The organism is Paenibacillus sp. J22P277 (assembly GCF_059383675.1).
This window is the reverse complement of the sequence record NZ_JBXENS010000007.1, coordinates 293,291-317,432: the sequence shown is the minus strand read 5'-3', so window position 1 is coordinate 317,432 and position 24,142 is coordinate 293,291. Positions and strand designations below refer to the sequence as shown.

The window sequence follows — 24,142 nt, the reverse complement described above, 5'->3', positions numbered from 1 at the left end:
GGGGACCTGGAGAAGACAATAAAAAAGCTCCAGGCGCAACCGCCTGGAGCGAAGTACGTAGGGGAAATTAATGCATACGCACGGCAGGGTCAGCCAATAGATACAAGCCTATGAAATTGGATGGGATTGGGGCGATTGGACTTGTCATTTTGGCGACCTCCTTCGGGAATGGTTTCGAATCGAAACTTGATCGAAACTCGAATAAGCAAACTATAGCACGGGCTTGCGAACAGCGTCAACCAGAATCTGGATAGTCAGGTTAAGCATTGCCATGTCCGTCCATGATCGCGCAGGACGGAGCCTTACAAGAGTTCGATATACCCTTCCGTTCCGTGCACGCGAATGCGCTGCCCGTCCTTTATCCGTGTGGTGGCATGCTCCACGCCGACGACCGCCGGCAATCCGTATTCGCGCGCGATGACGGCTCCATGCGTCATCAGTCCGCCGACTTCGGTGACGAGGCCTTTTATGGATAAGAACAACGGTGTCCAGCTAGGGTCCGTGAAGGCGGTGACCAACAGATCTCCCTCCTCCAAATCGGCATCTTCCATCTTCAGGATGACGCGCGCGCGCCCTTCTATGACGCCGGAAGAAACGGGCAGGCCGACGATCGCATCGGGCGGGAGATGATCTCTTTTATACGTGCCTGTAATGATTTCGCCATCGGACGTCATCACGCGCGGCGGCGTCAACTTTTCATAGAACCTGTATTCGTCTTTTCGGCTGCCGATGATCCGGTCATCCAGTTCATTCGTGCGTACGGCCTCGCGAAGCTCTTCGAAGGTGAGGTAATAGATATCTTCCTTATCGCGAATAACGCCCGCTTGCACGAGCCGCTCGGCTTCTCTCAGCAAGGCCTGCTTATAGACGAAGTAGCGGCTGACCATGCCGTACTTGGGATATTCCCGATACCCGATGAAATTCCGGACGAGGTCGATCATGCGTTTCGTTTCACCGGCTTTCGCTTCGCCATCCGGCAGCTGCCTCAATCGCTCCAGTAACGTTCGTTCTTTCTGCGAAGCTTCTGCTCGCCCTTGCTCGAACTTCCGCCGGCTTTCATGCGGCTCGAAGTTTTTGACGTTTGCCAAAATCAGCGGGACCAGCGTCGTCGGTTTCTCGCTCCAGCGCGTTCTCGTCATATCGATTTCCCCGGCACAGCGCATGCCGTATCGGTCGAGATAAGCCTGGATCGCGTCGCGGGCTTGCTGTCCGCCGTCAATCTTCGCCAGTTCATCCAGAAAACGATCGTCTTTTGTTTGCCGTATATAAGCAACGACTTCCGGATAAGGACGAATCGCGTCAGCGACATCCAACAGCGCCAAACCCATTTCCGAGGTAATATTGCCCCGGACGGATTGGGAAAGCGTATCTGCCGCGTTAGTTTCGCCCAGCCACTCGTTCATTTTTTCATTGATCCACGACGTGGCGTTCATGGCCGACATAAACACGCTCGTGCTTCGCGGGTCGAATAAAATCCTTTGCAATTCTTGGATATCGTCCAGAATAAAGTCCATTACCGCCGAACCCGATTTCGTTTGGATGGTTTGTTTTAACGCTTCGATCGAGGCTTGACTGCGCTCGATTAATTCGGCGACGATTGCCGGGTCGTTGTCGAACGAGATCTTCGTGTCCGTAAGGCTTTTGCCGGGCCCCTGCGTCTTTCCGTCATCGGGCAGCGGTTTAACAAAATCTTCCCGTCCGATGATCGTCAGGAACGCGTCCTTGATGAGCGGATCGGATTTGCCCAACGTATCCAAGAACCTGTTTCTGTTGACGGGCGAAGCCAGCATCGGCGTCACGTCAACGAACAACCTGCCGCCGGCTCTGCGCATGGGTGCCCGAGTCGTCATCAGGTAAAAGGACAATCCCAACGGCTTTATGGGATCGGTCATCATTTGTTGATGGCCGACGGATACGTACACGCGGTTTTCTTGATCATTCGCTTCGGGGATCGGAAATAACGTCGTGATCGGCCGGCTCTGGACAATGTAAAAGGTATCCTGCGCCAAACACCACTCGATGTCCTGGGGGCAGCCGAAATGAGCTTCGATCTGTCTGCCGAGGCTTGCCAGCCGTAAAATTTGTTGATCCGTCAGCGTCTGAGCGTTTTGCCGATCGCCTTCGACCTGCCGGGTCTCCGTTCCGCCTTCTTCACGCCCATAGATGGCCAAGTTCTTGGCCGCAATCCGCTTATGGACGATCTCCCCATTCTGTACGCGATAATTATCGGCTGAGACCAGACCCGAGACCAGCGCTTCGCCGAGCCCAAAGCCGGCATCGATCGAAAGCGATTTTCGGTTGGAGGTAATCGGGTCGGCGGTAAATAGAATCCCCGAAGCCTCCGGGAAAACCATTCTTTGCACGATAACGGACAGATAAACCTGCCTGTGGTCGAAGCCTTGCCTCATCCGGTAAATGACCGCGCGATCCGTAAATAGGGACGCCCAGCATTTGCCGATATGCCGCAAGATCGCTTCCTTGCCGACGATATTCAAGTAAGTGTCTTGTTGCCCTGCGAAGGAGGCATGCGGCAAATCCTCGGCCGTCGCGCTGGAACGCACGGCATACGCGTGCTCCTCGCCGTACCGGGCGAGATAGCCGGCAACGGCTTGCTCCACATTGGCAGGCATTTCCGCTTCCTGGATCATTTGTCGAATCTGCCTGCTGATCTCGCCGATCGGCTCGCGATCTTGTGTTTTCAGCGTGCTTAGTCGCTCCAATAGCGCGCGGTAGGCTTCGTTTTGTCCGATGGCTTGTTGGTATCCCGCCGTTGTCACGCAAAATCCTTCCGGTACTTGCAGGCCTTCCATGGTGGATAATTCCCCTAAATTCAGCGCTTTTCCGCCAACGATCATACGCTGCGTGTTGTCCATTTCCTGAAAACCGAGAACCAAAGCACTCATTGAACATCGCTCCTAATCATCAGCTTGTGAAATAAGATTTGACAAGAATCCGCCGGCATGATACATTTAAATTGTAAGATGTAATAATTATGTCTACTACATTTTAGCAGTCGTGAACTGATTGTAACATTGCGTTTGTTTATATGCAATCTCAAGAACCTGGTATCCTTATCCGGGTTCTTTTTTGATGTTCGGGTTTAGTCAAACGTAAAGCCAGAGGCCCCCCTCCACACTATCTTTTCTCCTCTATTTTTGAAACGACGCCAAACCCCAAACCAAAAGTTACCCCGGTCGAGACAAACATAATGATAAATAACCGCGCTTCGGGTGAAATCAGGCTCCCGCCGCCATGACTTGCCAGAATGATTGAAGTAGGTATTACAAAAGCCAGCGCACAGCTTATCGGGTATAAGGGATAGCGGAGGAAGGATTTTATTTTATGCTTGATCAAGACACATAGCAGGAGATAAACGAGCCCGATCGGGATATAAGCTAACACCGACCAAAATACGACCGCATAGATGTCCCCTCCCAGCTTCTGCTTCCAGATTACCCAAAGCGCATGTTTATACATGAGGAAGCCAACCGAGTACGAGAAGACATATACCATCAACAAGCATACATAGTTCACAAACCGCATCGTGTCCGCCACTTCCTCAATAAATTCGTGCCAAATTTGAAGGTTAACTTGTCATGTCAAGTTACATGGATTATAACTCCGCCCTCCTTGGATCAAATAGTGCTAACTTTTGTAGTACCCCTCTACTCCCGTTTAACCGAGCGAAGGCAGCCGATCGATAGGATCGGCTGCCTTCGCAGATTGGATATTCAGTTTTCGCGAGTCAACAGTCGCCAGTATTCCATTTGTCCGCGATTTTTGAGACGAGCTCCTTTTTATGCAGGTAGAGGGTCATAAATCCTGCGGAAGTTCGGACGGTACGATGAGCCCGCTCACGTCGAGGCCCCGCTCATCCCTTGATTTCAGATCCTTCAGAAAATCCGCGAACCCGATCTGCGGCTGCCATCCCAGCACGGCTTTCGCTTCCGACAGATCATGTTGTTCCACCTGATCGGGCAGCGGAATCCCGTATTTCTCGAGCAACGCTCGCGACCCGGGAATCTCTTGTTCGCACCACTCGGGTCCTAGCCGGGCAAAATCGTTTTTCACCGGCTCCGGCATGCCGTGATCGGTGTGTACGATGGTTTTGAACAGCTTGAACGCTCGGCGGTCAGCGGCGGTTAGCGCCATGACGGTGGCAGAAGCAATATCCCGGCGGTCGACGCCGTTGCGCAGCAATCGAGCGCCAAACTCCAAGTAAGGCCGCGGAATAAATTCGTGATACCGCAGCATCGCGATTGAAGCCCCGGTCATCTCCTGATAGGAGCGGCAGAGTTCTTCGCCAATGACTTTGCTTACGCCATAGACGGACCCCCAACCGTAAGCCATCGATGAAGCGTACACGATGGATTGGATTCCCTCCTGGCGGCACGCTTCGAACACATTGTACGTCCCGTCCACGTTGACGGCGAAGATCGTATCATCGCTGACGGGAGGTTGATGCGCGCAATGCCAGGCTGCCAAGTGGATGACGCCATCCATGCCTTTAACCGCGCGTTGCACGTCCGTGACTGTTCGCGAATCGCACCGAACGAACTCCGCTTGTCTTAAATCCGCCGTCATCGTCGGCATGACGTCGGCCATGCGAACGGTATGGCCGGCTTGCAGCAGTGCGCGACATACCGCTTGTCCGCCATTGCCCGATGCTCCGGTTACCAGTACTTTCATTCGACTAGACCTCCATTCGTTCTCGCGCTTAGAGTTGATCGATCCGTCTTACGTCATCGGCGGATAATAATGGACGCGCCGACGCCAAGGCATTCGATGCCGCCTGCTTCGCTGTCTTCGCACCCGGTATCGCCACGGACACGGCCGGATGGTTCAATACAAACCGCAACGCCACCTGCGAAAGGGCGCGATTCTCGTCCGCAAGCGACTTAAGCGCATCGACTTTAGCGAGATCTTGGGCATACCACGCTTCATGCGGCCAAAATTTACGAATATCCCCTTCCGCAAATTCCGTCCCCGCGTGGAATTTCCCCGTCAACAGCCCCATGCGGAGCGGACCGCGTACGACAGCCCCAATCCCCTGCTGCTGCAAATAAGGCAAGACTTCCTGTTCCGTGGAACGGTTCAAGATGCTGTAATCCAATTGCACGGCATCCAGCCCGCCGTCTCGGTTAAAATGCTTGATATAGTCTAAATTCTCGGTGGACACGCCAACCGCTCTTACTTTGCCGTCTTGCTTCAGCCGATCGAAGGCCGCCATGAACGCTTCCGTTTCCTCATGCTTATCCCACCAGAGGTGGCAGAAGTAGACGTCGATGTAATCCGTCCCGAGCCTCTTCAAGCTGTTCTCGAAGGCTTCAATCACTTTATCCGGACGATCATAGACCGCCGCCCCGTTCGGATTCCGATGATGTCCCAATAGTCCGCCTTTGGTCGAGACGACCAGCTTGCTTCGTTTGCCTTGAATCAGCTGGGCAACCAGCTTCTCGCTTCTGCCGTCGCCATAAACATCCGCGGTATCAATGAAAGTAACGCCGCACGCGACCGCTTCTTCCATCGCTCGCAGGGACTGCTTATCGTCAACCGGTCCCCAAGCATCTCCACCGATTGCCCAAGCGCCGAAGCCGATTTCAGCGACCTCGATACCCGTTTTTCCCAAACTTCTGGTATACATCGCGAACCTCCTGTTATGGATGACCTGCTACTAGCATATCGGATATCGAGAGATGCCGATAGTACGCACTTTGACCATAGTTTGTAACCCGAAGGTGACCTTTGTGCAGGAGATTCTTCAGTCGGAGCAGAATTCCACTTGAACATCCCTTTACTTGATTGGAGGAAGCGCATGATGGATCAAGCTGAGCTTTATGAATGTTCGATCGAAAAATCGCTGCGGATCATTGGAGGCAAATGGTCCTTTCTTGTTCTTCGCGAGCTGTTCTTTCATGGCAAGAAACGTTTCAGCGAGCTCAAGGGTTCAATCGACGGCATCAGTTCCAAATCGCTGACGGAAACGCTGCGGCACCTGGAAGAGCATGAAGTCGTGATTCGGGAGGTGTACGCGACGGTCCCGCCTACCGTCGAATACCATTTGAGCCGTAAAGGGGAAGCGTTTAACGGAATTTTGCACGAATTGAAGAAATGGGGCAATGACTGGGCTTAGTCGCTCGATTGCACGTATCGCGCATTCGGTGGCTGATAATTGCATGAATCAATCGTAGAAGCCATTCCTCATGACGGAATGGCTTCTACGATTGGAGATTCAGTTTAAGCGGCTTACTCCTGAGGCATAGCGCTCATGTCCATGTGAGCAATTTCCCACAGATGTCCATTCAAATCTTCGAAGCTTCTGACATACATGAACCCGTGATCCTGGGCTTCCTTGTATTGTTTGCCTCCCGCGGCCAACGCCTTGTCTGCCAGTTCGTTCACATGATCTCTGCTATCGGCGGAGAGTGCGATAATTCCAGCGGCGCTGACGGAAGGATCAGCCACCGGCTTGCTGATGAAAGACCCAAAATACGATTCCATGAGCAGCATAACGAATGTATTGTCATTGATTACCATGCAGGCTGCCTTTTCGTCCGAGAACTGGGCGTTAAACTCGAAGCCGATACTGCCGAAAAATTCCTTCGTCCGATTTAAATCTTTCACCGGCAAGTTTACGTAAGTATGGGTTGATTTGTATGCCATTGCTTGGGTCACCTCATCCAAATTTATGTTTACAGTCGTACTGGTTCAACTGCACGGCTTAAATATACCTCACAAGGAATATTCTTGTAAAGGAATATTCGAAAAAATGATTTCGTTTTACAAATTCTTGTTGATAATCGACAATCGGTCGCTATACTACCAATTAATTGCCGGCTTTTACACAAAAGTCCGCCAATAGTCGGGTTTCGATGCGTTAGGCTATACGTATTTTCTTGTTGCGCTTGAGCAAAAAAACGGGGTAGTTATTCGAAGGCAAATTCGGCCGCAATTCAATCCTTTTTTCTTGCGATACGGGCGCGCGAGCCGCCCATTCAAGCGCAGTGTCCAGATCCGGCACCTCAATGATGAAGAATCCGCCAAGCTGTTCCTTGGTATCGGCAAACGGACCGTCTTGCACCAGACGCCGGCCATCGACCATGCTCAACGTGGTGGCGTTCTGCGGCAGATCCGGGCTGGCGCCGCCTCTCATGATTCCGGCGTCTTTGATTTCCTTCGCGATTTCGACATCCGACAATAACTTTTTCGCCTCGAGGAAGAATGAAAAATGCCTGGCTTACACTTGCGCTGCTCGGAGCGCCAGAAAATCGCGCATCGCAGCGTCCTCGCATAGCTCGATAGCCCGATTGTAAGCCGCCCTGGCCTCTTCGAACCGCTGCATTACCTTGAACAGATGGGCAGCAAGCGCCCAATAGGGCTGATAGTTCTTGACCGCCTCGGCCGGAATGGCCTCGAGCAAGGCGAATCCGCTCGCGGCATCGACGGCCTCGCCAACGGCGGCGGCTTGACCGACCCGCACGCCAAGCGTCGGAGCAAGTCGTACGAGTCCCTCATACAAAATGACAATGTTCTCCCATTCCGTATAGCCGGTCAATAAACGCTGGGTATGGACCGACTGGATTGCGGCCTCGAGCTGGAAGCGTCCGATTCGGCGAGCTTGCGCGGCACGGTTCAAGCATCGCTCCGCTTCTTCGATATTAGCGATAGACCATAGCCCGACGTCCTGCTCGGAAAGCGGAATGTAGGTTCCATTCGGAGCGCGCCGCGCATCGTGACGCGCTTCGCAATACAGCATAAGCGCCAATAGTCCATGCGCTTCCGGTTCGTCAGGCATCAGTTTCGCCAGAAGCCGGCCCAAGTAGATTGCTTCCGAAGCCAGCCCCTTCCGGCGCGAATCGGCCCCGTTCACATCGTCCCAGCCGCTTCCATAGGCGGCATATACGGCTTCCAATACGGCATCAAGCCGCTGCGGAAGGTCCTTGGCTTCGGGCAGCTCGAAAGCGATCCGCGCATCGCGGATCTTCCCTTTCGCCCGGGTGAGCCGCTGTCCCATCGTGGAAGGCTGTACGACAAACGCGGAAGCGATGCGGGAAGCGTCCAGTCCCAGCACGGTCTGGAGCATAAGCGGCGTTCGTGCCGCGATGTCAATGGCAGGATGCGCGCAGATGAACAGCAGCTTGAGTCTTTCATCGGGAAATACGACGTCGGAATACGCCAGCTCCTCCGCTTCTTCCGTCATCGCGAGCAGGGCCGGCAGCGCTTTGGCCTGCACGCTTGCATGGCGGATACCATCCACCAGCCGTCGGCGCGCCGCGGTGAGCAGCCATGCCTCGGGCTTATCCGGCACGCCGGTACGGGGCCAGGCCTCGAGAGCGGCCAAGAAAGCATCCGAGAGCGCATCCTCTGCCGCGGCCACGTCGCGCGAACGCGCCGCCAGATAGGCGACCAAGCGGGAATACGAGTCTCGCGCGGCTTGTTCAACCGCAAGCTGCGCCTTCATAGCGGCTCCCCCGGATCGTTTCGCGAATTGAATTCGGCCAGACGCTCATGAATCGAAAGTATGCCGTTCATAACCTGACTCTCCTCGCATGATAAGCGATCATGTCCACGGCTTACCTGTAGATATAATCGTTTTTTTTCTCCTTCAGCAGCCTATCGTATTCACCCGCGACATAATCGGTCTGGAGGACTTTCAACGTTCTCGACTCCCCGTCCTCCCAATCTACCACGCCTTCTTCTTGCAATTCGTTAAGATGCGCGTAAACGGTGGCACGCTCGCGCAAGCCGACGAAGTTGCGAATCTCGTCCACGGTCGGATACATCCCGCGCTTGGCGGTATAATTTAGGATCGAACAGGCAATTTCCAGGCTTTTTTGTGATAAACTCATACATGCACCTCCGCAGAGAAAAGAACACCTGTTCCCATTCTAATGCGAAGGAATATGCAAATCAAGTCTTGACTATCCTGTTTAACGCCTGTAAATGTTGTCAATCATCATTCCTGGAGGAACCTATGCCAAAACTACGACCTTTACTCACGCATGCCGATTTCGAAAGAATGCGTATTTTCACGAGAACCATTTCGGTTTGGAAGCAAGGGGAGCTCATTGATTCCGCGATGATCATCCAGTCGCATGACGAAGATACCGTGATCTCCGCCAAGAACGAGCGTTACGAGAAGTCCGCTTATCAGTTCTTCTATGGTTCTCATCTGTAGCGCTCGCTCGGCGGGAAGGAGAACCGCGGTGTCTAAGCTTTCCCGTTCAAGCATGTCCGATTGCATGGGGTGAGCTATTTAGCTGCGAGCCGGATTGCCGAACGCGAAGATCTCATCCGCCGCTTGGCGATACCCGCCCGATCTTCGAAAGGATTCCCCGATCGTTGCCGCAGCGCTCTTGTAAGCGTCATGGCTTAATACCTGCTCCGCGGCTTCGCGCAGCTGCCGGGCAGTCAAGCCTTCCATTTGCACGTGCATGCCCGCTCCCGTCTTGGCGACCTGCCCGGCAATGATCGGCTGATCCGCGCCTTGCGGGATCACGATCAGCGGGACCCCGCAATAGAGCCCTTCGTGGGCGCTGTTCATGCCGCCGTGCGTAATGAATAATTTCGCGGCTTGCAGCACATCCGGTTGCGGCACGTAATTGGATACGATGAAATTGCCGGGTATCTCCCCCAAATCCGCGATCGCGGTTCGATCCCCGACCGACATGACGACCGTATGCTCCGTGTTTCCGAATGCCCCGAAGCAGCGTTGATAGAAAACGATGGCCTGGTTAAACACCGTCCCCAATGAAATGTAAATCGGCGATTTCCCTTGGATTGCGGTTAAGTCGAAGCTTGTTTGCGCGAATCGCGAAGAGATGGACGGCCCGACGAATTTGTACGTGAGGTCGAACGCATCCCCATGGGGTTGAAACTCCCTTGTCGTATAAACGATCGTAAGCGGCGCGGGATTGCAAAACGCTTCGTACGGAGAGCGAATGTCCGCGCCGTATTTTTCCTTCGCCATGGCCGTCAGGCTTTCGTATCGATCTTGGATCGGTTTCGCGATATCCGCGGGAACCGTCGCGAAGAACGCCTCCATCAGCTGATCGAATGACGCTTCGGTCTGCGCGAAAGAAGTACAGGAGCTGACGGCGGGAAGCTTCAGCATCTGAGCAAGCATACGTCCGCAGCCGAACATGGAATCATGAATCATGTAATCAAAATGCTCGCCTTCGATCTGTTCAAGCACGCTCGGGACGACGACATCCGCCGTGAGCAGCAGGCCGTTGATTCTTTCGAGCAGATAATCCCTTCCGCCCGAGATGAAGGCTTGGATAACCCGCTGCCCGTCGAATGTCCGCACCGCGGCTCCCGCCTTCTCCATGCGCGCCCGATAAGCTTCCGCGCAGAAGTACACGACCTCCTCGCCCCGCGAAACAAGCTCCCGCACCACGCCGATCGTTGGATTGATATGTCCTTCGGATCCGCCGTTGATAAATAACACGCGCGCCAATTCTATCGCTCCTCCGGTCGACTATTCACTCCGTATCCCTCGATTCCACTATACTATCCGACGCGCAAATTGCAAAAAAGAGACCCGCAGCAACGGGCTGCGGGTCTAAAGTGTATATTTTAAAGGGGGTCGAGATTTATTATAGGCGTCCTTCATTAAAATGAGATGAAGATTGGATTTCAATCCTGTTACATTTTGCGACTTAGAGAAATCATGCGAATATGAAGGAAGAGATTCTTAGTCCCAAAAATTAAAAACGATATCCCCGACCGTTTTAGGATTCCGATAAAAAACTTGGCCGATTTCTCCCTTACTGAGACTCCCGTTATGCAATTCTTATACAGCTTTATAAAAATTCCGGGATACATGGGGATCTTCAAGAGAAAGAAACTTCCCATTCGCCTGGGTCGCCAACGCGTGACAGAGCGCTTTAAAGCGTGAAACATCGACCTTCGGCAAATCATCGATAAGAAACCCAGTAACTCCGTCCAGCAGCCACACATTGGTCACCCGCCTAAACGCAATCGGAATTGATCTAATATCTCGCGCTGATTCTCGCCTCTTAGCTCGCTTAATCGAGCCGCCAATGTCGGAAGAAGCCAAGCATCGAGTTCGCTTCGGTCCATGGCGGATCGTTTAGCGTATTCGACTAGATACGCTTCGCCGAAGAGCTCGCGAAATTCCCTCTTCTTTAACCATGCCGGCGGATTCGAAGGTAATGCATGCGCGTTAATCAGCATGCACGTTCGAGCAACGTCCGCGAACGGATGTCCGACCAACGCGTTCAGCCAATCAATCATGACGGGCCCGTCGGGGGAAAGAATGATGTTTCCCGGATGAAGATCATAATGACATAACGCATTTCCGTCAGGCAAAGCTTTCAAAAGCGCAAGGACGATCGATTCCTCTTGTTCGCTGATTATCTTGGACATACGAATGGACTTTGACAGTTCAAGCTTTAAATTCGCGTCGATATCGATCCGAACTTGATGTAACTCCTCGTGGATTCGGGCCAGTAGCTCGGCATAATAGGATACGGATAATTTCGTTGAATCTATGGATGAGAGCATCGTTGGCCCTTTGACCTTTTCGTAGATCAGACAAGGCTTCCCCTCATATTCTATCATGCCGGAAAATCGAGGCGTTCTAAGAGGGTACGTGTTAATAATCTCCGCATTACGGGCTTCCTTCGCCGCTTCATGAACGCCGCCGATCGGATCATGCATAATCTTGATTACCTCGGCCATTCCCCATTCATAGACGCTTGCGGTATTACCAATGCCAAGGAGCGGACCGATTTTCATACCTCGTTCCTTTCGCGGCGTTTTCCGCTTGCAACTCTAACGGAGCCGTTGTCATCCATGCGGGTAGTTGTAGTAGTCCTGCGCATGTACCGCTCTAAAGCCTACCGATTCATATAACCCGAGCGCATGGTTGTTTTTCGTTTCGACTTCCAGGTGCACCGAATATCCGGCCGCGCTTTGCTCTTGAATGACCCGTCGCAATGCTTTTTTGCCAATTCCTTTGCCTCGATGTTCCGGCAATATGGCAAAGCCGTATATCCACGCTTGCCCGTCTTCCCGGCTCACCCGGATTTTCCCGACCGTTTCTCCGTGCACGACAATCATGAGCATAGCCGTGTTATCCGCAAAGACCTTGCTTTCCATCGCCCTGGCATCTTCTTCGTCCACGCCGAACGCCGTAACGGTCAAGCGCACGCGCATCTCGTAATCTTCTGCCGTCGCTTGCCGCAGGAGGATATCATTCGCGTCTTCAAGAGGCTGTTCCCGCCACGCCATTTGATGCTCCGAAAATGCATACTCGGCACCTTGTTTATGCAGGAAAGCCTTCGCCGCATCCGATCCGGCAGGTGCGTTCAACAAGATTTTCTTGTAGCCGTTTTGCTCGGCTCTCTCCATGCCTAACCGGAACAATCGCCGGAAATGCCCCTTGCGCCGTTCGCTCGGTTTCACCATGCCGCAGACTTCGACGGTCGAACCAAAAGGATATAAGCCCAAAAACGCGATAAGTTCGCCATGTTCAACATGGAAAAAATCCAGCGTCTCGTCAGATCCGCGTTTTCGAAGCATTTCCCAGTTAAGCTTCAGCCGTAACCGATCGTGAGCTTCGCACGTTTGCTGCAATCGTTCGATCGCTATTAATTGCGGGGTCGTTAACATGTTTTCTCCTTTGGCCTTCGTAGTGATAGACGCAGGGAAATCAAAATAAGGACGCGCCTGCTCTACCCATTTAATTTAACAGAAAAGAAGCCGTCACGCGACGGCTCCTTCATCGTCTTATTTGCAAATAAGAAACGAAAATCCGCGGATGCGGATTTTATCTTGAAGCCGCTACGAGCTGGCGCCCGCGCCGCGATTCACGCGTCCGCCTTCAGGGCTTTCCGTTTCCCGCCGGGCAGCGCCTCGGAGAAATCGATGCTCTCCCTGGCTCTTTGCAGCACGTGCGTGAGCTTGGCGATTTCGCCGTCGCGCTTCTCTACCTGCACCTTCAAGTCCTTGTTTTCCGCTACCAGCCGTTCGATCAGCTGCGTGACTTGCGCGATCACGTCCTGCGTCTGCTCCGGCGCGCTGCGCTTCTCGCGGACCTCTCGCTGCGGCTTGAGTCCTTTGATCTCGGCTTTTTTCTCTTTGACCTGCCTCATTTGTTCGCTAAAGTTCTTGCGCACTTCTTTATTCCACCGGAACCCGCATGCCGCAGGCGTCCGCTGCAAGATGAGGGCGGCAGCCTGAAATCCCTCCAGCTGGGTCCCGTTATTCTCTAAATGCGTGAGTATCGTTTGACCGAGCAGCAGATCTTGTTGTTCCGTCCATTGACTGTCTTGGTTTCTAGTCATGAGTCTCACCTGCCTTCTAATAAAAGTCTTAGCCAATCTGATTTCATATATACTTCCGCCGCGCATTGAATATGCGAAAGAGATTCCAAGACCTTAACGGAGATAAACGCCGGGGCCGTCCCTATTCATGGGGGCAGATCGTCCGCGGCGCGACCCTGCTTCGATAGGGAACTAGACAGCGTGAAAGACCTCTCAAAAAAACAAACGAAATCATAACTTTACGGCATCGCCCCTTCTCGCCTGGTTCACTAAGATTAAGAGGCAATGGTCATCTTCCGCATCGGAAGAGAACGAATTCCTATCCGGCCGTTCGGCGCTTCCCGCGATCGGACCGCCGGAATCCAGCTTAGGAGGGATGAACGAAATGACGAACAAGCAAGCCTACGAAGACACGCTTGCCCGCGTAAATACGCATTCGAGTCCGACGGAGCTCCGCATCACCGATATCCGCTTCACCGACATCGTCGGCGCGCCGTTCCACAGCAGCTTGATCAAGGTCTGCACCAACCAGGGGCTGGTCGGCTTCGGCGAAGTCCGCGACGGAGCGGACAAGGTCTACGCGCAAATCGCCAAGAGCCGGCTGCTGGGCGAGAACCCCTGCCACATCGACAAGCTGTTTCGCCGGATCAAGCAGTTCGGCGGCCATGCCCGTCAAGGGGGCGGCGTGAGCGGACTCGAGATCGCGCTGTGGGATCTCGCCGGCAAGGCCTACGGCGTGCCCGTCTATCAGATGCTGGGCGGCCGATTTCGCGACAAGATCCGCATGTACTGCGATACGGACGTCGTCGACAAGGCGACCGGCACGGCGATGGGCGAAGCGCTGAAGAAACGGATGGACGCCGGCTTCACCTTCCTCAAGATGGACCTCGGCATCGGGCAGCTGATCCATCTCCCCGGGACGCTCAGCGCGCCGCTCGGCTTTCTGGAAGAGATGCGGGAGAAATCCAAGAACCGGTACAACCAGAATTTCGGCGGCATGACGGCCGATCAGATCCGGGACATCGCTAACCGTCATTACGACATCTACAATATCCCGCATCCGTTCACGGGCATCCACGTCACGGAGACGGGACTGGACATGCTCGAACAATACGTGGCGGACGTTCGCGCGGTGATCGGCTACCAGGTGCCGCTCGCCATCGACCATTTCGGCCATATCGGCCTCGAGGATTGCATCAAGCTCGGCCGCCGCATCGATAAATTCAACCTGGCTTGGATGGAAGACATGATTCCGTGGCAGTACACGGAGCAGTACGGGAGGCTGGCGCGCGCGGTAACGACGCCGATCTGCACGGGCGAGGATATTTACCTGAAGGAAAATTTCCGGCCGCTTCTCGAGGCCGGCGGCGTCTCCGTCATCCATCCCGACGTGCTGACGGCGGGCGGCATCCTGGAGACGAAGAAGATCGGCGATATGGCGCAGGATTACGGCGTCGCGATGGCCATCCACATGGCGGAGAGTCCGATCGCCTGCCTGGCGGCCGCGCATGTCGCCGCCGCCACGGAGAACTTCCTTGCGCTCGAATACCACTCCTGCGAGGTCGATTGGTGGGACGACATCGTCATCGGCGCCAAGCTGCCGAAGAAGCTGGTACAGAACGGATTCATCGCGATGACGGACGCGCCGGGCCTCGGGATCGACGACCTGAACGACGAGGTGCTCGCGCAGCATCTGCACCCGGATATGCCGGAGCTGTGGGCGCCGACGGAGCAATGGAACAAGCATTATTCCAATGACCGGCTCTGGAGCTGAGGCCGCGTAGTAGCGAATGCGGCAAACGACGATTGTAGCGGAATCCATTGCCGCTCCCAGCAACTTCGGCTTCCGCGAATGAAGACACTTTCTCACAAGTCGAAAAAGGACCTCAAACTCCATTTGGAATTTGAGGTCCTTTCATCATGGATATACAACAAAAGGCCGTCCCTTCAGCCAACTATCCTGACTGAAAGGACGGCCCGTTGCCTCACCCTGCCGCGGCAGCCTCCATTAATCCGTTGATATAGCCGATGCCATAGAGTCTGCCGAGCAGCTCGTAGCCCGGATTGTCGTTATTCTCGCCGGCCATCGTCGGCACGTGATCCGGCCGCGCGGGTCCGGCATACCCGACCTCGTAATACGTCCTCATCGCTTCGAGCATGTTCGTCTTCCCGTCGTCGTGGAAGGTTTCCTCGAACTTCTCCGGCGTGCCGCGCACGTCCCGAAAATGGACGAAGAACAATTTGTCCTGCTTGGCGAACTCGCGGATGGCCTGCGGTATGTCGTCCCCGGCCGTCGCGAGCGTCCCTTGGCAGAGCGTGATGCCATTGTATGCGCTCGGCACCAGATCGATCGCGCGCTGCAGCGCGGCCGCGCTCCGCAGGATGCGGGAGACGCCACGGATCGGCGTGATCGGCGGGTCGTCCGGATGCAGCGCCAGCCTTACCTTGGCTTCCTCCGCGACCGGCACGATCCGTTCCATGAAATACCGCAGGTTCTCCCACAGCTGTTCCTCCGTCACGATGCCCGCTTCCGTCAGCGGCGCGTCCTTCATCAGGCTGTGATCGTAGCTGGAGACCAGCGCACCGCCCCGCGTATTCGTCGTCGTCGACGTGCGGAACCAGTTGAACTGGGCCATGAAATTGTAGCAGAGCACCGGGATGCCGGCCGCCCCCATGTTGATCAAGAACTTCTGGAAGGTCTCGATCTCTTCCTCGCGTCCCGGCGTGCCGAGCTTGATGTGATTGCTCGGCGGCATCGACTCGATGACCGACAGCGTCAGCCCATGGTCCGCGTACCGCTGCTTCATCCGGATCAGCGGCATCAGGTCCCACGGCTTCTCGGTCTTCTCCTCCCAAGGCAGGCCTCCGACGGCGTAATTCACGTTCATCTGCTTCGCGAGCTGCCACAATTGCGACGGCTGGGAAGAGAAAAATTCCGCAAGCTGCATGAATGCTGCTCCTCTCGTAAGGTATCGTTTGTTATTTAGGAACCGGCTTTCGCCGCCAGGTCCATGCCCATCTTATTGACCTTGTCATAAGCGTCCTCGATGGATTGCTGCCCGTACGTGACGGCCTGCATTTCTTTATTGTAGGTGTCCACCCATTCCGAGAAGCCGGCCGCGGCCGAATAGAACGGCAGCGCCTTCTCGACCGACAGGTCGTAGATTTCTTTGCCCAGCTTGTCCTTCTCCGCCAGCGTCGGCTCCAGGTCCTTGTAGATGTCCGGATTGATCGGAATGCCGCGCGTCAGGCCGAGCGTCTTGCCGGCTTCCTTGTCCGTGATGAACCAGCGCAGGAACCGCTTGGCCTCGTCCTTGTGCTTGGAATTGGCGCTGACGCTCAGGAAGATGGTCGATTGCGCCCAGCCTCCCCCGGAAGGACCGGTCGGCATGTTCACGACGCCCACTTTGCCGGGCATCAGCTGCTCCAATGCGCTTACCGAACCGGTCGTCGCGCCCCGCGTCATGACCACGCCGGATGCCATCGGATCGGCCTGCGGGTCGTTCTCGAGGAAAGCTGCGCCCTTCTCCGCCGGCGGGACGATCTTGGCTTTGCGGAACTCTTCGTACGTCTTGTAGTAGGTCATGAACAAGTCCTTGTCGAGCGTGAATTTCTTGCCGCCATCGGCCATGACCGGGTCTTTGCCCATCGACGTCTGATACAAGTTGAAGCCGCCCCAGTCCGTCGAGTCGCCGATCGGATATTTGCCCTCCGGCAGTTTCGCGCGGGCGTCCCTCGCCCATTGGAAATACTCGTCGTACGTCCAATTCTGCTTCGGAAGCGGGATGCCGTACTGCTCCAGCTCCGTTTTGTTGAACGCGATGCCCTGCGCGTTCTGGCTGAGCGGAATGCCGTATAGTTTGCCGCCGATCTTCAAGTTCTCCACGACATTCGGATCCACGATCCCGCTCAAGTCGATGTCGGACAGATCTTCGAGCTGTCCTCTGGCGACGTACTCCTGAATATAAGCGGCATCCATCTGCAGCACGTCCGGAATCGTCTTGGAAGCCGCCAGCGTCGGCAGCTTCTGCCAATACGCGTCCCACGCCATGAATTCCGGCTTGAAGGTGACGCCCGCGTTCTGCTTCGTATAGAGCGCGAGCGCGTTCTTGGTCGCTTCGTGGCGTTCGTCGGTGCCCCACCACATCATGCCGAGCGTGACCGGATCCGCGGCCTTCGTCTCGCCGCCTTCGTTGGTGCCGGCGACGTTCCCGCTGCCGCCGTCGTTGCCGTTCCCTCCTCCGCCGTTGCTGCAGGCCGTCGCCGCAAGCAGCAGCGTCAAACCCGTCAAAGCCAGAACCGATGGTCTTTTTCTGCGCATAACTCGCAATCCCCTCTCGATTTCGATTCATGATTCGCTACCCTTTCAATCCGGTCGTGGCGATCCCCTCGACGAAGTACTTCTGGGCGAACAGAAAGATGATGACGGAAGGCGTGATGGACAGCAAGGACATCGCGAGCAGCTGCCCCCATTGAATGTCGAACTGGTCGATGAACATGCGCAGCGCGAGCCCCACGGTAAACTTGTCGACGGAGCTGATGTACAGCACCTGCGCGAAGAAATCGTCCCAGCTCCAGATGAAGGTGAAGATCGCGACCGTGACGAGCGCGGGCTTGATCAGCGGCAGGATGATCCGAAAGAAAATGCCGTACACGGACGTGCCGTCGATCTTGGCCGCTTCGTCCAGATCGCGGGGGATGCCGCGGATGAATTGGACGAGCAGGAAGATGAAGAACGCGCCGCCGCCGAAGAAATGCGGCAGCACCAGCGGCACGTAGCTGTCGACCCAGCCGAGCTTGTTGAACAGAATATACTGCGGCACCACCGTCACCTGGCCGGGCAGCATCATCGTCAGCAGCAGGATCGAGAACCAGAGCGCGCGAAGCTTGAACTGCAGCCGGCTGAACCCGTACGCCACGAGCGCCGCCGTGAACACGCCGCCGGCGACGTTGCCGAGCTCCATCAGGAGCGTGTTGCCGAAGAAATGCGCGAAGGTGTAGTCGCCAGAGAAATGCCAGCCCTTGCTGTAGTTCTCCCACATCGGCGTCGAGGGCCAAATCGTGGGCAGCCCGAGCTCGACCGTCTTCTTCAAGGAAGCGCCGACCCACCAGATGACCGGGTAGAGCATCAGGAGGGAGAAGACGGTCAAGAACAAATGGTTGGATAATTTGCCCCGCATCGTGGTCATTTGGCCTTCCCCCCATCCGACTCGTAGAATACCCAGTAGCGCGAAGCCAGGAAATTCAGGACGGTCAGCGCGGCCACGATGCCGAGCAGGATCCAGGCAAGCGCGGACGCGTATCCCATTTGGTAATGCTTGAACGCTTTGTCGTAGAGGAACAGCGCATAGACGTACGTCGAATTGATCGGGCCGCCTTTGGTGATGATGAAGGCCGAGGTGAAGGTCTGGAAGGAGCCGATGACGCCAAGCACCAGGTTGAAGAACATGACGGGCGAGAGCATGGGAAGCGTGATGCGGACGAATTTGCGGAAGCGGCCGGCTCCGTCCACCGAGGCGGATTCGTACAGCTCCTGCGGAATTTGCTTGAGCCCCGCCAGGAAGATGACCATCGTCGAGCCGAACTGCCACGTGTTGAGCAGGATCAGCGTCCCGAGCGACGTATCCGGATTGGTGATCCAGCCGACGCCTTGAATGCCGAACCATGCCAGCACTTGGTTCACGTAACCGTCCAGGCCGAACATGTTGCGCCAAAGCGCGGCCACCGCGATGCTGCCTCCGATCAGCGACGGAAAGTAGATCGCCGTCCGGTAGAGGTTCATCCCCCGAATGTTCTTGGAGAGCGCGATCGCGACCATCAGCGAGAAGAACAGCTTCAGCGGCACCGAGATCAGCACGAAGACGAACGTCACGCTCAGCGATTTGGTGAAGGTCGCGTCATTGGAGAAAATGTTGGCGTAATTGGACGTTCCGGTCCAGACGGGCGCTTCCAGCAGCGAATAGTCCGTGAAGGACAAGTAGAAGGATTGCGCGATGGGCCATAGCGTCAGCAGAAAAAATCCGAGCAGCCACGGGGAAATGAAAAGATAACCGGCTAAATTGGTTTCTCCCTTGTTCTTGCGCTTTCTGCCGGGAGCTCTTACCGCCTCTGCGTAGCCTGCCTGCGATAACGGTTCAGCAGTACCCATGTATCTCCTCCTCAGGGCGTTGTCATGATCGATGCGTGTTTGGATGCTTCTTTACTTTATCGAAAGCGGTTACATGGGGAAAGGCGACGAAATTATGAAATGGTCGGATTATTTTAACAATCTGTCCGTCAGGGGTTTCTTTTCGCTCCGGCCGGCCGGATAGGGGGGAAATAATTATGCGGGCGCCGGAAAAGGCCTTAAGAATGTCGCATCGACAAATGTCCGCCCGTCCCTAACAATAGACTCGAGAGCCGGCCGCATCCGGCCGATGAACGCCGCAAACGCCCACCATACTTTGCGAAAGAGGTGCTCCGCATGAAATTCGACAATCCCGAAGATATCGTCCAGCTTACGCCGCATTGGCAAGGAGAGCGGTTCCCGAACGGCCGCCCGAAGGTGCCCGAGGACGTGCTGCGCCGCATGCGCAAGATCACCTTGGAGGAAGCCTGGGGTCCGCTCTGGAACAGAGGCTACGCCTTTCAATTCGAAGGTGATCTCAAGATCGTCCATCCGGACAACATCATGGTCGGCCGGGCGGTTACGGCCGTCTTGGTCCCCAAACGCCCCGATCTGCACGAGACGCTGCTGAGCTACGGCCATGAGCAGGAAGGCCGCAAAGGCTTCTTCAACCAGTGGGTGATCGATTCGCTCGCGGAGGACGACGTCGCCGTCATCGATATGTTCGACAAGGTCCATCTGGGCACGTACGTGGGCGGCAATCTGTCCACGGCGATATCGACCCGCACCAAGCGGGGAGGCGCGGTCATCTGGGGCGGCATTCGGGACAATCAGCAGGTGGCCGAGATCGAGAACATCAACATTTACTACCGGGGAAGCGACCCGACCGCCATCGCGGACGTCACGATGGTGGGCATGAACGTGCCGACGCGCATCGGCCGGGCGATCTGCCTGCCCGGCGACGTCGTGCTCGGCACCCCTTCCGGCGTCATCTTCATCCCGCCCCACCTCGCGGAGCTCACGGTCGCGCAGGCGGAGAAGTCGCAGGTGCGGGACATCTTCGGCTTCGTCCGCCTCAAGGAAGGCGTCTACTCCACGGCCCAGATCGATGCCGCATGGAATTCGGCCTTGTGGAACGATTTCGTCACCTGGTTCCGCGGCGACCCGTCCGCGAAGGATTATCAGCATCTGGCGTGGGAGAAAGAGCTCGAAGAAGCCGCAAAGTCGGACGACGGCGGCGACCGTCGGCATGACGTGCGGCTGTAACAGCCTTCCCGCAACCAACGAAAAAAGGACTTTGGACGAACGGCCCGGCCGTTTCCAAAGTCCTTTTCGCGCGGCGTTATTTGCCGACGGATTCCCGGTAATCCGTTGGCGACAAGCCGACCTTGCGCTTGAAGATTTGACTGAAATACCGCGGGTCTTGATACCCTACCTGCTCGGCGACCTCGTAATTTTTGTAATGCGTGCTGCACAGCAGCTTCTTGGCGTTCTCGATCCGGATGTGGGTCAAATGCTCGATGAAGGTTCTGCCGGTATTCAGCTTGAAGAGCAGGCTCAAGTAGGTCGGGGTCATATACACCTTCCGCGCCGCGCTTTGCAGCGATACCGCCTGGTATTCCTGCTCCATGTGGTGAATCGTTTTCTTGATGATGCTGCGGTGGCTCTCCTTCTGATCGGGCAGCATGGCGCCTCTCACGCCGACGAAGAAATGGCTGACGTACGCCTTGATCTCCTCCAGCGTCTGCATCTTGACGATCGACATGACCTCGCACTTATTGCAAGCGCTGTCATAATTGGCGCCGGCAAGGAGCTTCTTCTCGGAACCGATCAGCAGCCGGGCCGTCAATTCGTACATCGCCTGAATATCGATCGGTCCTTGCTCGAGCAAGGCTTGATAGAAGGCTTCGACGGCTTCTTCGATATCGGCGTCCGTGTCCGCCGCTTTCAAGGCGTCATGGAGCTCTTTCTCCATGTCCGCCGGGTAGTCGCCGAGCGCCGCGTACGGAGGAAGATCGCCGTAATGGACGATTTTGCCCGTTCCGCGGTAAAATTTGTTTTGCAGCGCGCGGTCGGCCTGCCCGTACGATTGATGGACGTCGCGCAGACGGCTGCAGGGATTGCCGACGCCGACGTTGATCGGCTGGCCGAAGCGCTGGCTGAGCATGCTTTGCACGGCCTCCAAATGCCCGGCGGATACCCACGAGAACAACAGTCCGATCCGGTTCCGGTCGTCCATGAACACGATGCTGCCGCGCATGGCCCGCTGCTGCAAATCATCCCGCATCTCCTCGGCGCGAAGGATGCGCTCGTGCTCGTCGGCGCCGGACGAAGCCGGCTCCAGCAGCGCCAGCGCCGGATACGTAAAGTACGGATTCAAACTCAGGCAGGACAAGCCTTCTTTCACGTTCTCGCTCTTCTGCTTGCGTCCCAGAACAAGATCCTGAAGAAAGCGGTCTCTCATCCACGTCAGGATGACATCGTCTTCATACAGCAGTCCTTCGCGAAGCATAGTCGATTTCCCCTTTATGAAAGGATGGTTGCCGCTAATCCAAATCGATGAGCTTGTACGCATGCATGTGCTCGATGAACGCGGCCTCGGCCGCGTCCGCATCGCCCGAGCGCAGCGCTTCGATGAGCAGGAGATGCCACTCGGCCAGCACCTCGGTCGTATAATGGCGATTGGAGATGGCCATGAACCGCATGACTTTGGTGCGCATATGGTTCCACAGCTCCAGGATGGCGTGATTGTCGCAGCGTTTGTAGAAGAACGCATGGAAATCCATGTCCAGCTCCAGGATGCGCAGCATCTCTTTTTGCTTGTTGGCGACCTCCATCTCGCCGATGACGCGATGAAGGTAACCGTAGTCCTCTTCCGTCAACAACGGCATCGACTGCCGGACGGCGAACCCTTCGATTATCTCGCGGAGGACGAAGATGTCCTTGATTTCCTTGGCGGTGATCGTGGAGACGACCGAGCCTTTGTTCGGAATGCCGGTGATCAGGCCTTCCTGCTTCAACCGCTCCAACGCCTCGCGCACCGGCGCTTGGCTGATCTGGTATTTCCCCGCGATCTCCATGACGATCAGGCGGGCGCCCGGCTGAAGGATGCCGGCGAGAATGTCTTTCTTCAAGTCCGCATACACGTGTTCGCTGATCGAATTGTTCGGATAATCCACCTGACTGCCGCTCATGACGTCACTGCTCCTTTCAACATTATCGATTATCGATAATCGATAATGTTGTGCGTAGCTCTTATTATAGGGGTTGTTCCCGGGGTCCACAACCGTTTTTATTGTAGAAATTTGTCATCCTGATGTTCAGTGAGAAATAAAAGTAATCACAAAAAATAAAGTAATAGACGCTTACCGGCGGCGCGAAACGGGCAGGTTAGCCGCCATGAGTGTAATCTACATCAGTATCTACGGCGCATTTCTTCACGCTGATGGACAATCGCGAAATCATCGCCGTTCGTCTGTTCATCGAGAAGGACGGCTGGATCGCGAACAACATCGAAGATCCGACGTTCGCGTAATAGCATGGAAAAGCATGACCTGCGGTCGGGATGGGTCTTCGAATTAGCGGTTGAAATCAGATTACAAAGGCGAACACTTCGTTTCTCCGACTCCATACCGACCTTCGGTCACCTTATGCAATGCTTTTCGCTCTCTTAAACAAAAACAACGAAAAAGGAGACCTGTCTGCGACTGCGGATAGGTCTCCTTTTTCTTCTGCGGCAAGAGTTACGCGATCCGGGGAACTGATGGCTAAAGCATTAGATTGTGACACATATTACGGAAAACCAAATTGACCTCAAGTCATGAAAATGACGATGGAACACCCCTTTTTATCTCTTCCGATCGTCGTTGCTCAAATGGACACCATTCTTAAAGCAAATGTCCGCCGGACACTTCAATGTCCTGGGCCGTAACCCAGCTGAAATCATCGGACAATACGTTTACAATGACCTTCGAAATATCTTCGGGTTGGCCGATTCTGCCAAATACAGATTGCTCCGCCAGCGGCTTGATGAATTCAGGATATTTATCGAATGCTCCATCGCCAAAATTGCTGTGCGTAGGACCGGGAGAAACGGCGTTGACCCGAATTTGGCGAGGGGCAAGTTCTTTGGCGATGTAGCGAGTCCAGGTGGAGAATGCAGCTTTTAACGAGCCGTAGGCGGAGTATCCCGGGAAGGATTGGTTCTTGGATGAACTCGTCGTATTTACGATGGCTCCGGCATCATTCATGAATCCGATAAGCTGTTGCGTTAAAAAAATCGGACCTTTGAAGTTCGTATTAAGAATATTATCGAAGTATTCTTCGCTCATTTCAGTGAACATCATTGGCCCGCCAATGCCGCCATTATTAACTAAGTAATCAAAAGTCGTTCTGTTCCAAATTTCTTCGAGGCCCTTTTTCACATCCAGAACGAAGCCTTCGAATGCTGAGATTCGAGTCAGATCCAGCTTCAGTGCTAATGCCCGAACTCCCGTATTCTTCTCAATTTCCTTGACGACAGCTTCCGCTCGGTCCTTATAGGAGTTGTATGTGAGAATGACGCTTATTCCGCGCTTGCCAAGCTCAAGGGCCGTCGCTTTTCCAATGCCGTTACTTCCACCTGTTACTAATGCAATTTTCATAAGATCTCTCCTTTTTGTGTTCGTTCTGGATTCCATTTTAGTCGTGTCTGCCGAAATAAAATAGATCTAATCATGCCTTATGATTGCCTAAAAGCACCATA

General features: G+C 55.0%; 23 protein-coding genes and 1 pseudogene. 4 read left to right on the top strand and 20 right to left on the bottom strand.

What is annotated here, in order from left to right; all coding sequences use genetic code 11:
* Positions 1 to 302: 302 nt before the first annotated feature.
* The 4 genes from ppsA to AC50YL_RS25340 all read right to left on the bottom strand — a co-directional run bounded on the left by ppsA (position 303) and on the right by AC50YL_RS25340 (position 5,644).
* Positions 303 to 2,903: a phosphoenolpyruvate synthase gene (gene ppsA, locus AC50YL_RS25355; protein WP_494835641.1), complete on the bottom strand. Its 2,601-nt coding sequence runs from the start codon at positions 2,901 to 2,903 to the stop codon at positions 303 to 305.
* Between the two features lie 232 nt (positions 2,904 to 3,135).
* On the bottom strand, positions 3,136 to 3,477 hold the full coding sequence (locus AC50YL_RS25350; RefSeq protein ID WP_494835640.1) for a hypothetical protein: 342 nt from the start codon (positions 3,475 to 3,477) through the stop codon (positions 3,136 to 3,138).
* A 336-nt stretch (positions 3,478 to 3,813) separates the two neighbouring features.
* The gene (locus AC50YL_RS25345; protein WP_494835638.1) at positions 3,814 to 4,689 is read right to left on the bottom strand and encodes an NAD-dependent epimerase/dehydratase family protein; all 876 of its coding nucleotides are present in this window, start codon (positions 4,687 to 4,689) and stop codon (positions 3,814 to 3,816) included.
* A 28-nt stretch (positions 4,690 to 4,717) separates the two neighbouring features.
* Positions 4,718 to 5,644, bottom strand: coding sequence for an aldo/keto reductase (locus AC50YL_RS25340; protein ID WP_494835637.1), 927 nt, complete (start codon positions 5,642 to 5,644; stop codon positions 4,718 to 4,720).
* A gap of 174 nt (positions 5,645 to 5,818) precedes the next feature.
* Between AC50YL_RS25340 and AC50YL_RS25335 the strand changes: the two genes are divergently transcribed.
* Positions 5,819 to 6,133, top strand: a complete 315-nt coding sequence (locus AC50YL_RS25335) for a winged helix-turn-helix transcriptional regulator (RefSeq protein WP_494836013.1) — start codon at positions 5,819 to 5,821, stop codon at positions 6,131 to 6,133.
* A gap of 113 nt (positions 6,134 to 6,246) precedes the next feature.
* Here the strand turns inward: AC50YL_RS25335 and AC50YL_RS25330 are convergent, their stop codons facing one another.
* The 9 genes from AC50YL_RS25330 to AC50YL_RS25290 form a co-directional block, all read right to left on the bottom strand.
* Positions 6,247 to 6,663 carry a VOC family protein gene (locus tag AC50YL_RS25330; protein ID WP_494835635.1) on the bottom strand — a complete coding sequence of 139 codons (417 nt, stop codon included), beginning with the start codon at positions 6,661 to 6,663 and terminating at the stop codon, positions 6,247 to 6,249.
* A 214-nt stretch (positions 6,664 to 6,877) separates the two neighbouring features.
* A complete protein-coding gene (locus tag AC50YL_RS25325; RefSeq protein WP_494835634.1) occupies positions 6,878 to 7,198 on the bottom strand; it encodes a YciI family protein in 321 nt (106 codons plus the stop codon).
* A gap of 39 nt (positions 7,199 to 7,237) precedes the next feature.
* Positions 7,238 to 8,461 (bottom strand): RNA polymerase sigma factor, encoded by a 1,224-nt coding sequence (locus tag AC50YL_RS25320; RefSeq protein WP_494835632.1) that lies wholly within the window; start codon positions 8,459 to 8,461, stop codon positions 7,238 to 7,240.
* Positions 8,462 to 8,573: 112 nt separating this feature from the next.
* A complete protein-coding gene (locus AC50YL_RS25315) occupies positions 8,574 to 8,849 on the bottom strand; it encodes a LexA family protein (RefSeq protein WP_494835631.1) in 276 nt (91 codons plus the stop codon).
* A gap of 407 nt (positions 8,850 to 9,256) precedes the next feature.
* A complete protein-coding gene (locus tag AC50YL_RS25310) occupies positions 9,257 to 10,459 on the bottom strand; it encodes a macrolide family glycosyltransferase (protein WP_494835629.1) in 1,203 nt (400 codons plus the stop codon).
* Positions 10,460 to 10,795: 336 nt separating this feature from the next.
* Positions 10,796 to 10,960, bottom strand: coding sequence for a hypothetical protein (locus AC50YL_RS25305; protein WP_494835628.1), 165 nt, complete (start codon positions 10,958 to 10,960; stop codon positions 10,796 to 10,798).
* 5 nt (positions 10,961 to 10,965) lie between these two features.
* On the bottom strand, positions 10,966 to 11,763 hold the full coding sequence (locus tag AC50YL_RS25300) for a phosphotransferase family protein (protein WP_494835627.1): 798 nt from the start codon (positions 11,761 to 11,763) through the stop codon (positions 10,966 to 10,968).
* Between the two features lie 51 nt (positions 11,764 to 11,814).
* Entirely contained in the window at positions 11,815 to 12,549 is a 735-nt protein-coding gene (locus tag AC50YL_RS25295) for a GNAT family N-acetyltransferase (protein WP_494836012.1), read from the bottom strand.
* A 287-nt stretch (positions 12,550 to 12,836) separates the two neighbouring features.
* On the bottom strand, positions 12,837 to 13,313 hold the full coding sequence (locus tag AC50YL_RS25290; protein WP_494835625.1) for a hypothetical protein: 477 nt from the start codon (positions 13,311 to 13,313) through the stop codon (positions 12,837 to 12,839).
* A gap of 364 nt (positions 13,314 to 13,677) precedes the next feature.
* Here AC50YL_RS25290 and AC50YL_RS25285 point away from each other — a divergent pair, with 364 nt between their 5' ends.
* On the top strand, positions 13,678 to 15,066 hold the full coding sequence (locus AC50YL_RS25285; RefSeq protein WP_494835624.1) for a mandelate racemase/muconate lactonizing enzyme family protein: 1,389 nt from the start codon (positions 13,678 to 13,680) through the stop codon (positions 15,064 to 15,066).
* Between the two features lie 211 nt (positions 15,067 to 15,277).
* Here AC50YL_RS25285 and AC50YL_RS25280 read toward each other — a convergent pair whose 3' ends face one another.
* Genes AC50YL_RS25280 through AC50YL_RS25265 form a run of 4 tightly spaced genes read right to left on the bottom strand, consistent with a single transcriptional unit; the run spans position 15,278 to position 19,440 of the window.
* The gene (locus AC50YL_RS25280; protein WP_494835623.1) at positions 15,278 to 16,240 is read right to left on the bottom strand and encodes a mannonate dehydratase; all 963 of its coding nucleotides are present in this window, start codon (positions 16,238 to 16,240) and stop codon (positions 15,278 to 15,280) included.
* Between the two features lie 35 nt (positions 16,241 to 16,275).
* Positions 16,276 to 17,613: an ABC transporter substrate-binding protein gene (locus AC50YL_RS25275; protein ID WP_494835622.1), complete on the bottom strand. Its 1,338-nt coding sequence runs from the start codon at positions 17,611 to 17,613 to the stop codon at positions 16,276 to 16,278.
* 37 nt (positions 17,614 to 17,650) lie between these two features.
* The gene (locus tag AC50YL_RS25270; protein WP_494835620.1) at positions 17,651 to 18,481 is read right to left on the bottom strand and encodes a carbohydrate ABC transporter permease; all 831 of its coding nucleotides are present in this window, start codon (positions 18,479 to 18,481) and stop codon (positions 17,651 to 17,653) included.
* Entirely contained in the window at positions 18,478 to 19,440 is a 963-nt protein-coding gene (locus AC50YL_RS25265) for a carbohydrate ABC transporter permease (RefSeq protein ID WP_494835619.1), read from the bottom strand. The genes AC50YL_RS25270 and AC50YL_RS25265 overlap by 4 nt, the downstream gene beginning before the upstream one ends.
* A 315-nt stretch (positions 19,441 to 19,755) precedes the next feature.
* On the opposite strand from AC50YL_RS25265, the gene AC50YL_RS25260 reads away from it, so the two are divergent.
* Positions 19,756 to 20,664, top strand: a complete 909-nt coding sequence (locus tag AC50YL_RS25260; protein ID WP_494835618.1) for an RraA family protein — start codon at positions 19,756 to 19,758, stop codon at positions 20,662 to 20,664.
* A gap of 76 nt (positions 20,665 to 20,740) precedes the next feature.
* Here AC50YL_RS25260 and AC50YL_RS25255 read toward each other — a convergent pair whose 3' ends face one another.
* Positions 20,741 to 21,910: a helix-turn-helix domain-containing protein gene (locus tag AC50YL_RS25255; protein ID WP_494835617.1), complete on the bottom strand. Its 1,170-nt coding sequence runs from the start codon at positions 21,908 to 21,910 to the stop codon at positions 20,741 to 20,743.
* A 34-nt stretch (positions 21,911 to 21,944) separates the two neighbouring features.
* Complete coding sequence (locus AC50YL_RS25250) at positions 21,945 to 22,592, bottom strand: GntR family transcriptional regulator (protein WP_494835616.1); 648 nt, start codon at positions 22,590 to 22,592, stop codon at positions 21,945 to 21,947.
* Between the two features lie 230 nt (positions 22,593 to 22,822).
* On the opposite strand from AC50YL_RS25250, the pseudogene AC50YL_RS25245 reads away from it, so the two are divergent.
* Positions 22,823 to 22,933: pseudogene (locus AC50YL_RS25245) on the top strand (acireductone dioxygenase); the annotation flags it as partial.
* 352 nt (positions 22,934 to 23,285) lie between these two features.
* Here AC50YL_RS25245 and AC50YL_RS25240 read toward each other — a convergent pair.
* Positions 23,286 to 24,041, bottom strand: a complete 756-nt coding sequence (locus AC50YL_RS25240) for an SDR family NAD(P)-dependent oxidoreductase (RefSeq protein WP_494835615.1) — start codon at positions 24,039 to 24,041, stop codon at positions 23,286 to 23,288.
* Positions 24,042 to 24,142: the final 101 nt, after the last annotated feature.

Excerpts from the sequence above, each read along its gene's own strand:
- ppsA (WP_494835641.1), bottom strand. The coding sequence starts at position 2,903 with ATGAGTGCTTTGGTTCTCGGTTTTCAGGAAATGGACAACACGCAGCGT.
- AC50YL_RS25350 (WP_494835640.1), bottom strand. The coding sequence starts at position 3,477 with ATGTATAAACATGCGCTTTGGGTAATCTGGAAGCAGAAGCTGGGAGGG.
- AC50YL_RS25345 (WP_494835638.1), bottom strand. The coding sequence starts at position 4,689 with ATGAAAGTACTGGTAACCGGAGCATCGGGCAATGGCGGACAAGCGGTA.
- AC50YL_RS25340 (WP_494835637.1), bottom strand. The coding sequence starts at position 5,644 with ATGTATACCAGAAGTTTGGGAAAAACGGGTATCGAGGTCGCTGAAATC.
- AC50YL_RS25335 (WP_494836013.1), top strand. The coding sequence starts at position 5,819 with ATGGATCAAGCTGAGCTTTATGAATGTTCGATCGAAAAATCGCTGCGG.
- AC50YL_RS25330 (WP_494835635.1), bottom strand. The coding sequence starts at position 6,663 with ATGGCATACAAATCAACCCATACTTACGTAAACTTGCCGGTGAAAGAT.
- AC50YL_RS25320 (WP_494835632.1), bottom strand. The coding sequence starts at position 8,461 with ATGAAGGCGCAGCTTGCGGTTGAACAAGCCGCGCGAGACTCGTATTCC.
- AC50YL_RS25315 (WP_494835631.1), bottom strand. The coding sequence starts at position 8,849 with ATGAGTTTATCACAAAAAAGCCTGGAAATTGCCTGTTCGATCCTAAAT.
- AC50YL_RS25300 (WP_494835627.1), bottom strand. The coding sequence starts at position 11,763 with ATGAAAATCGGTCCGCTCCTTGGCATTGGTAATACCGCAAGCGTCTAT.
- AC50YL_RS25295 (WP_494836012.1), bottom strand. The coding sequence starts at position 12,549 with ATGCTTCGAAAACGCGGATCTGACGAGACGCTGGATTTTTTCCATGTT.
- AC50YL_RS25290 (WP_494835625.1), bottom strand. The coding sequence starts at position 13,313 with ATGACTAGAAACCAAGACAGTCAATGGACGGAACAACAAGATCTGCTG.
- AC50YL_RS25285 (WP_494835624.1), top strand. The coding sequence starts at position 13,678 with ATGACGAACAAGCAAGCCTACGAAGACACGCTTGCCCGCGTAAATACG.
- AC50YL_RS25280 (WP_494835623.1), bottom strand. The coding sequence starts at position 16,240 with ATGCAGCTTGCGGAATTTTTCTCTTCCCAGCCGTCGCAATTGTGGCAG.
- AC50YL_RS25275 (WP_494835622.1), bottom strand. The coding sequence starts at position 17,613 with ATGCGCAGAAAAAGACCATCGGTTCTGGCTTTGACGGGTTTGACGCTG.
- AC50YL_RS25270 (WP_494835620.1), bottom strand. The coding sequence starts at position 18,481 with ATGACCACGATGCGGGGCAAATTATCCAACCATTTGTTCTTGACCGTC.
- AC50YL_RS25265 (WP_494835619.1), bottom strand. The coding sequence starts at position 19,440 with ATGGGTACTGCTGAACCGTTATCGCAGGCAGGCTACGCAGAGGCGGTA.
- AC50YL_RS25260 (WP_494835618.1), top strand. The coding sequence starts at position 19,756 with ATGAAATTCGACAATCCCGAAGATATCGTCCAGCTTACGCCGCATTGG.
- AC50YL_RS25255 (WP_494835617.1), bottom strand. The coding sequence starts at position 21,910 with ATGCTTCGCGAAGGACTGCTGTATGAAGACGATGTCATCCTGACGTGG.
- AC50YL_RS25250 (WP_494835616.1), bottom strand. The coding sequence starts at position 22,592 with ATGAGCGGCAGTCAGGTGGATTATCCGAACAATTCGATCAGCGAACAC.
- AC50YL_RS25240 (WP_494835615.1), bottom strand. The coding sequence starts at position 24,041 with ATGAAAATTGCATTAGTAACAGGTGGAAGTAACGGCATTGGAAAAGCG.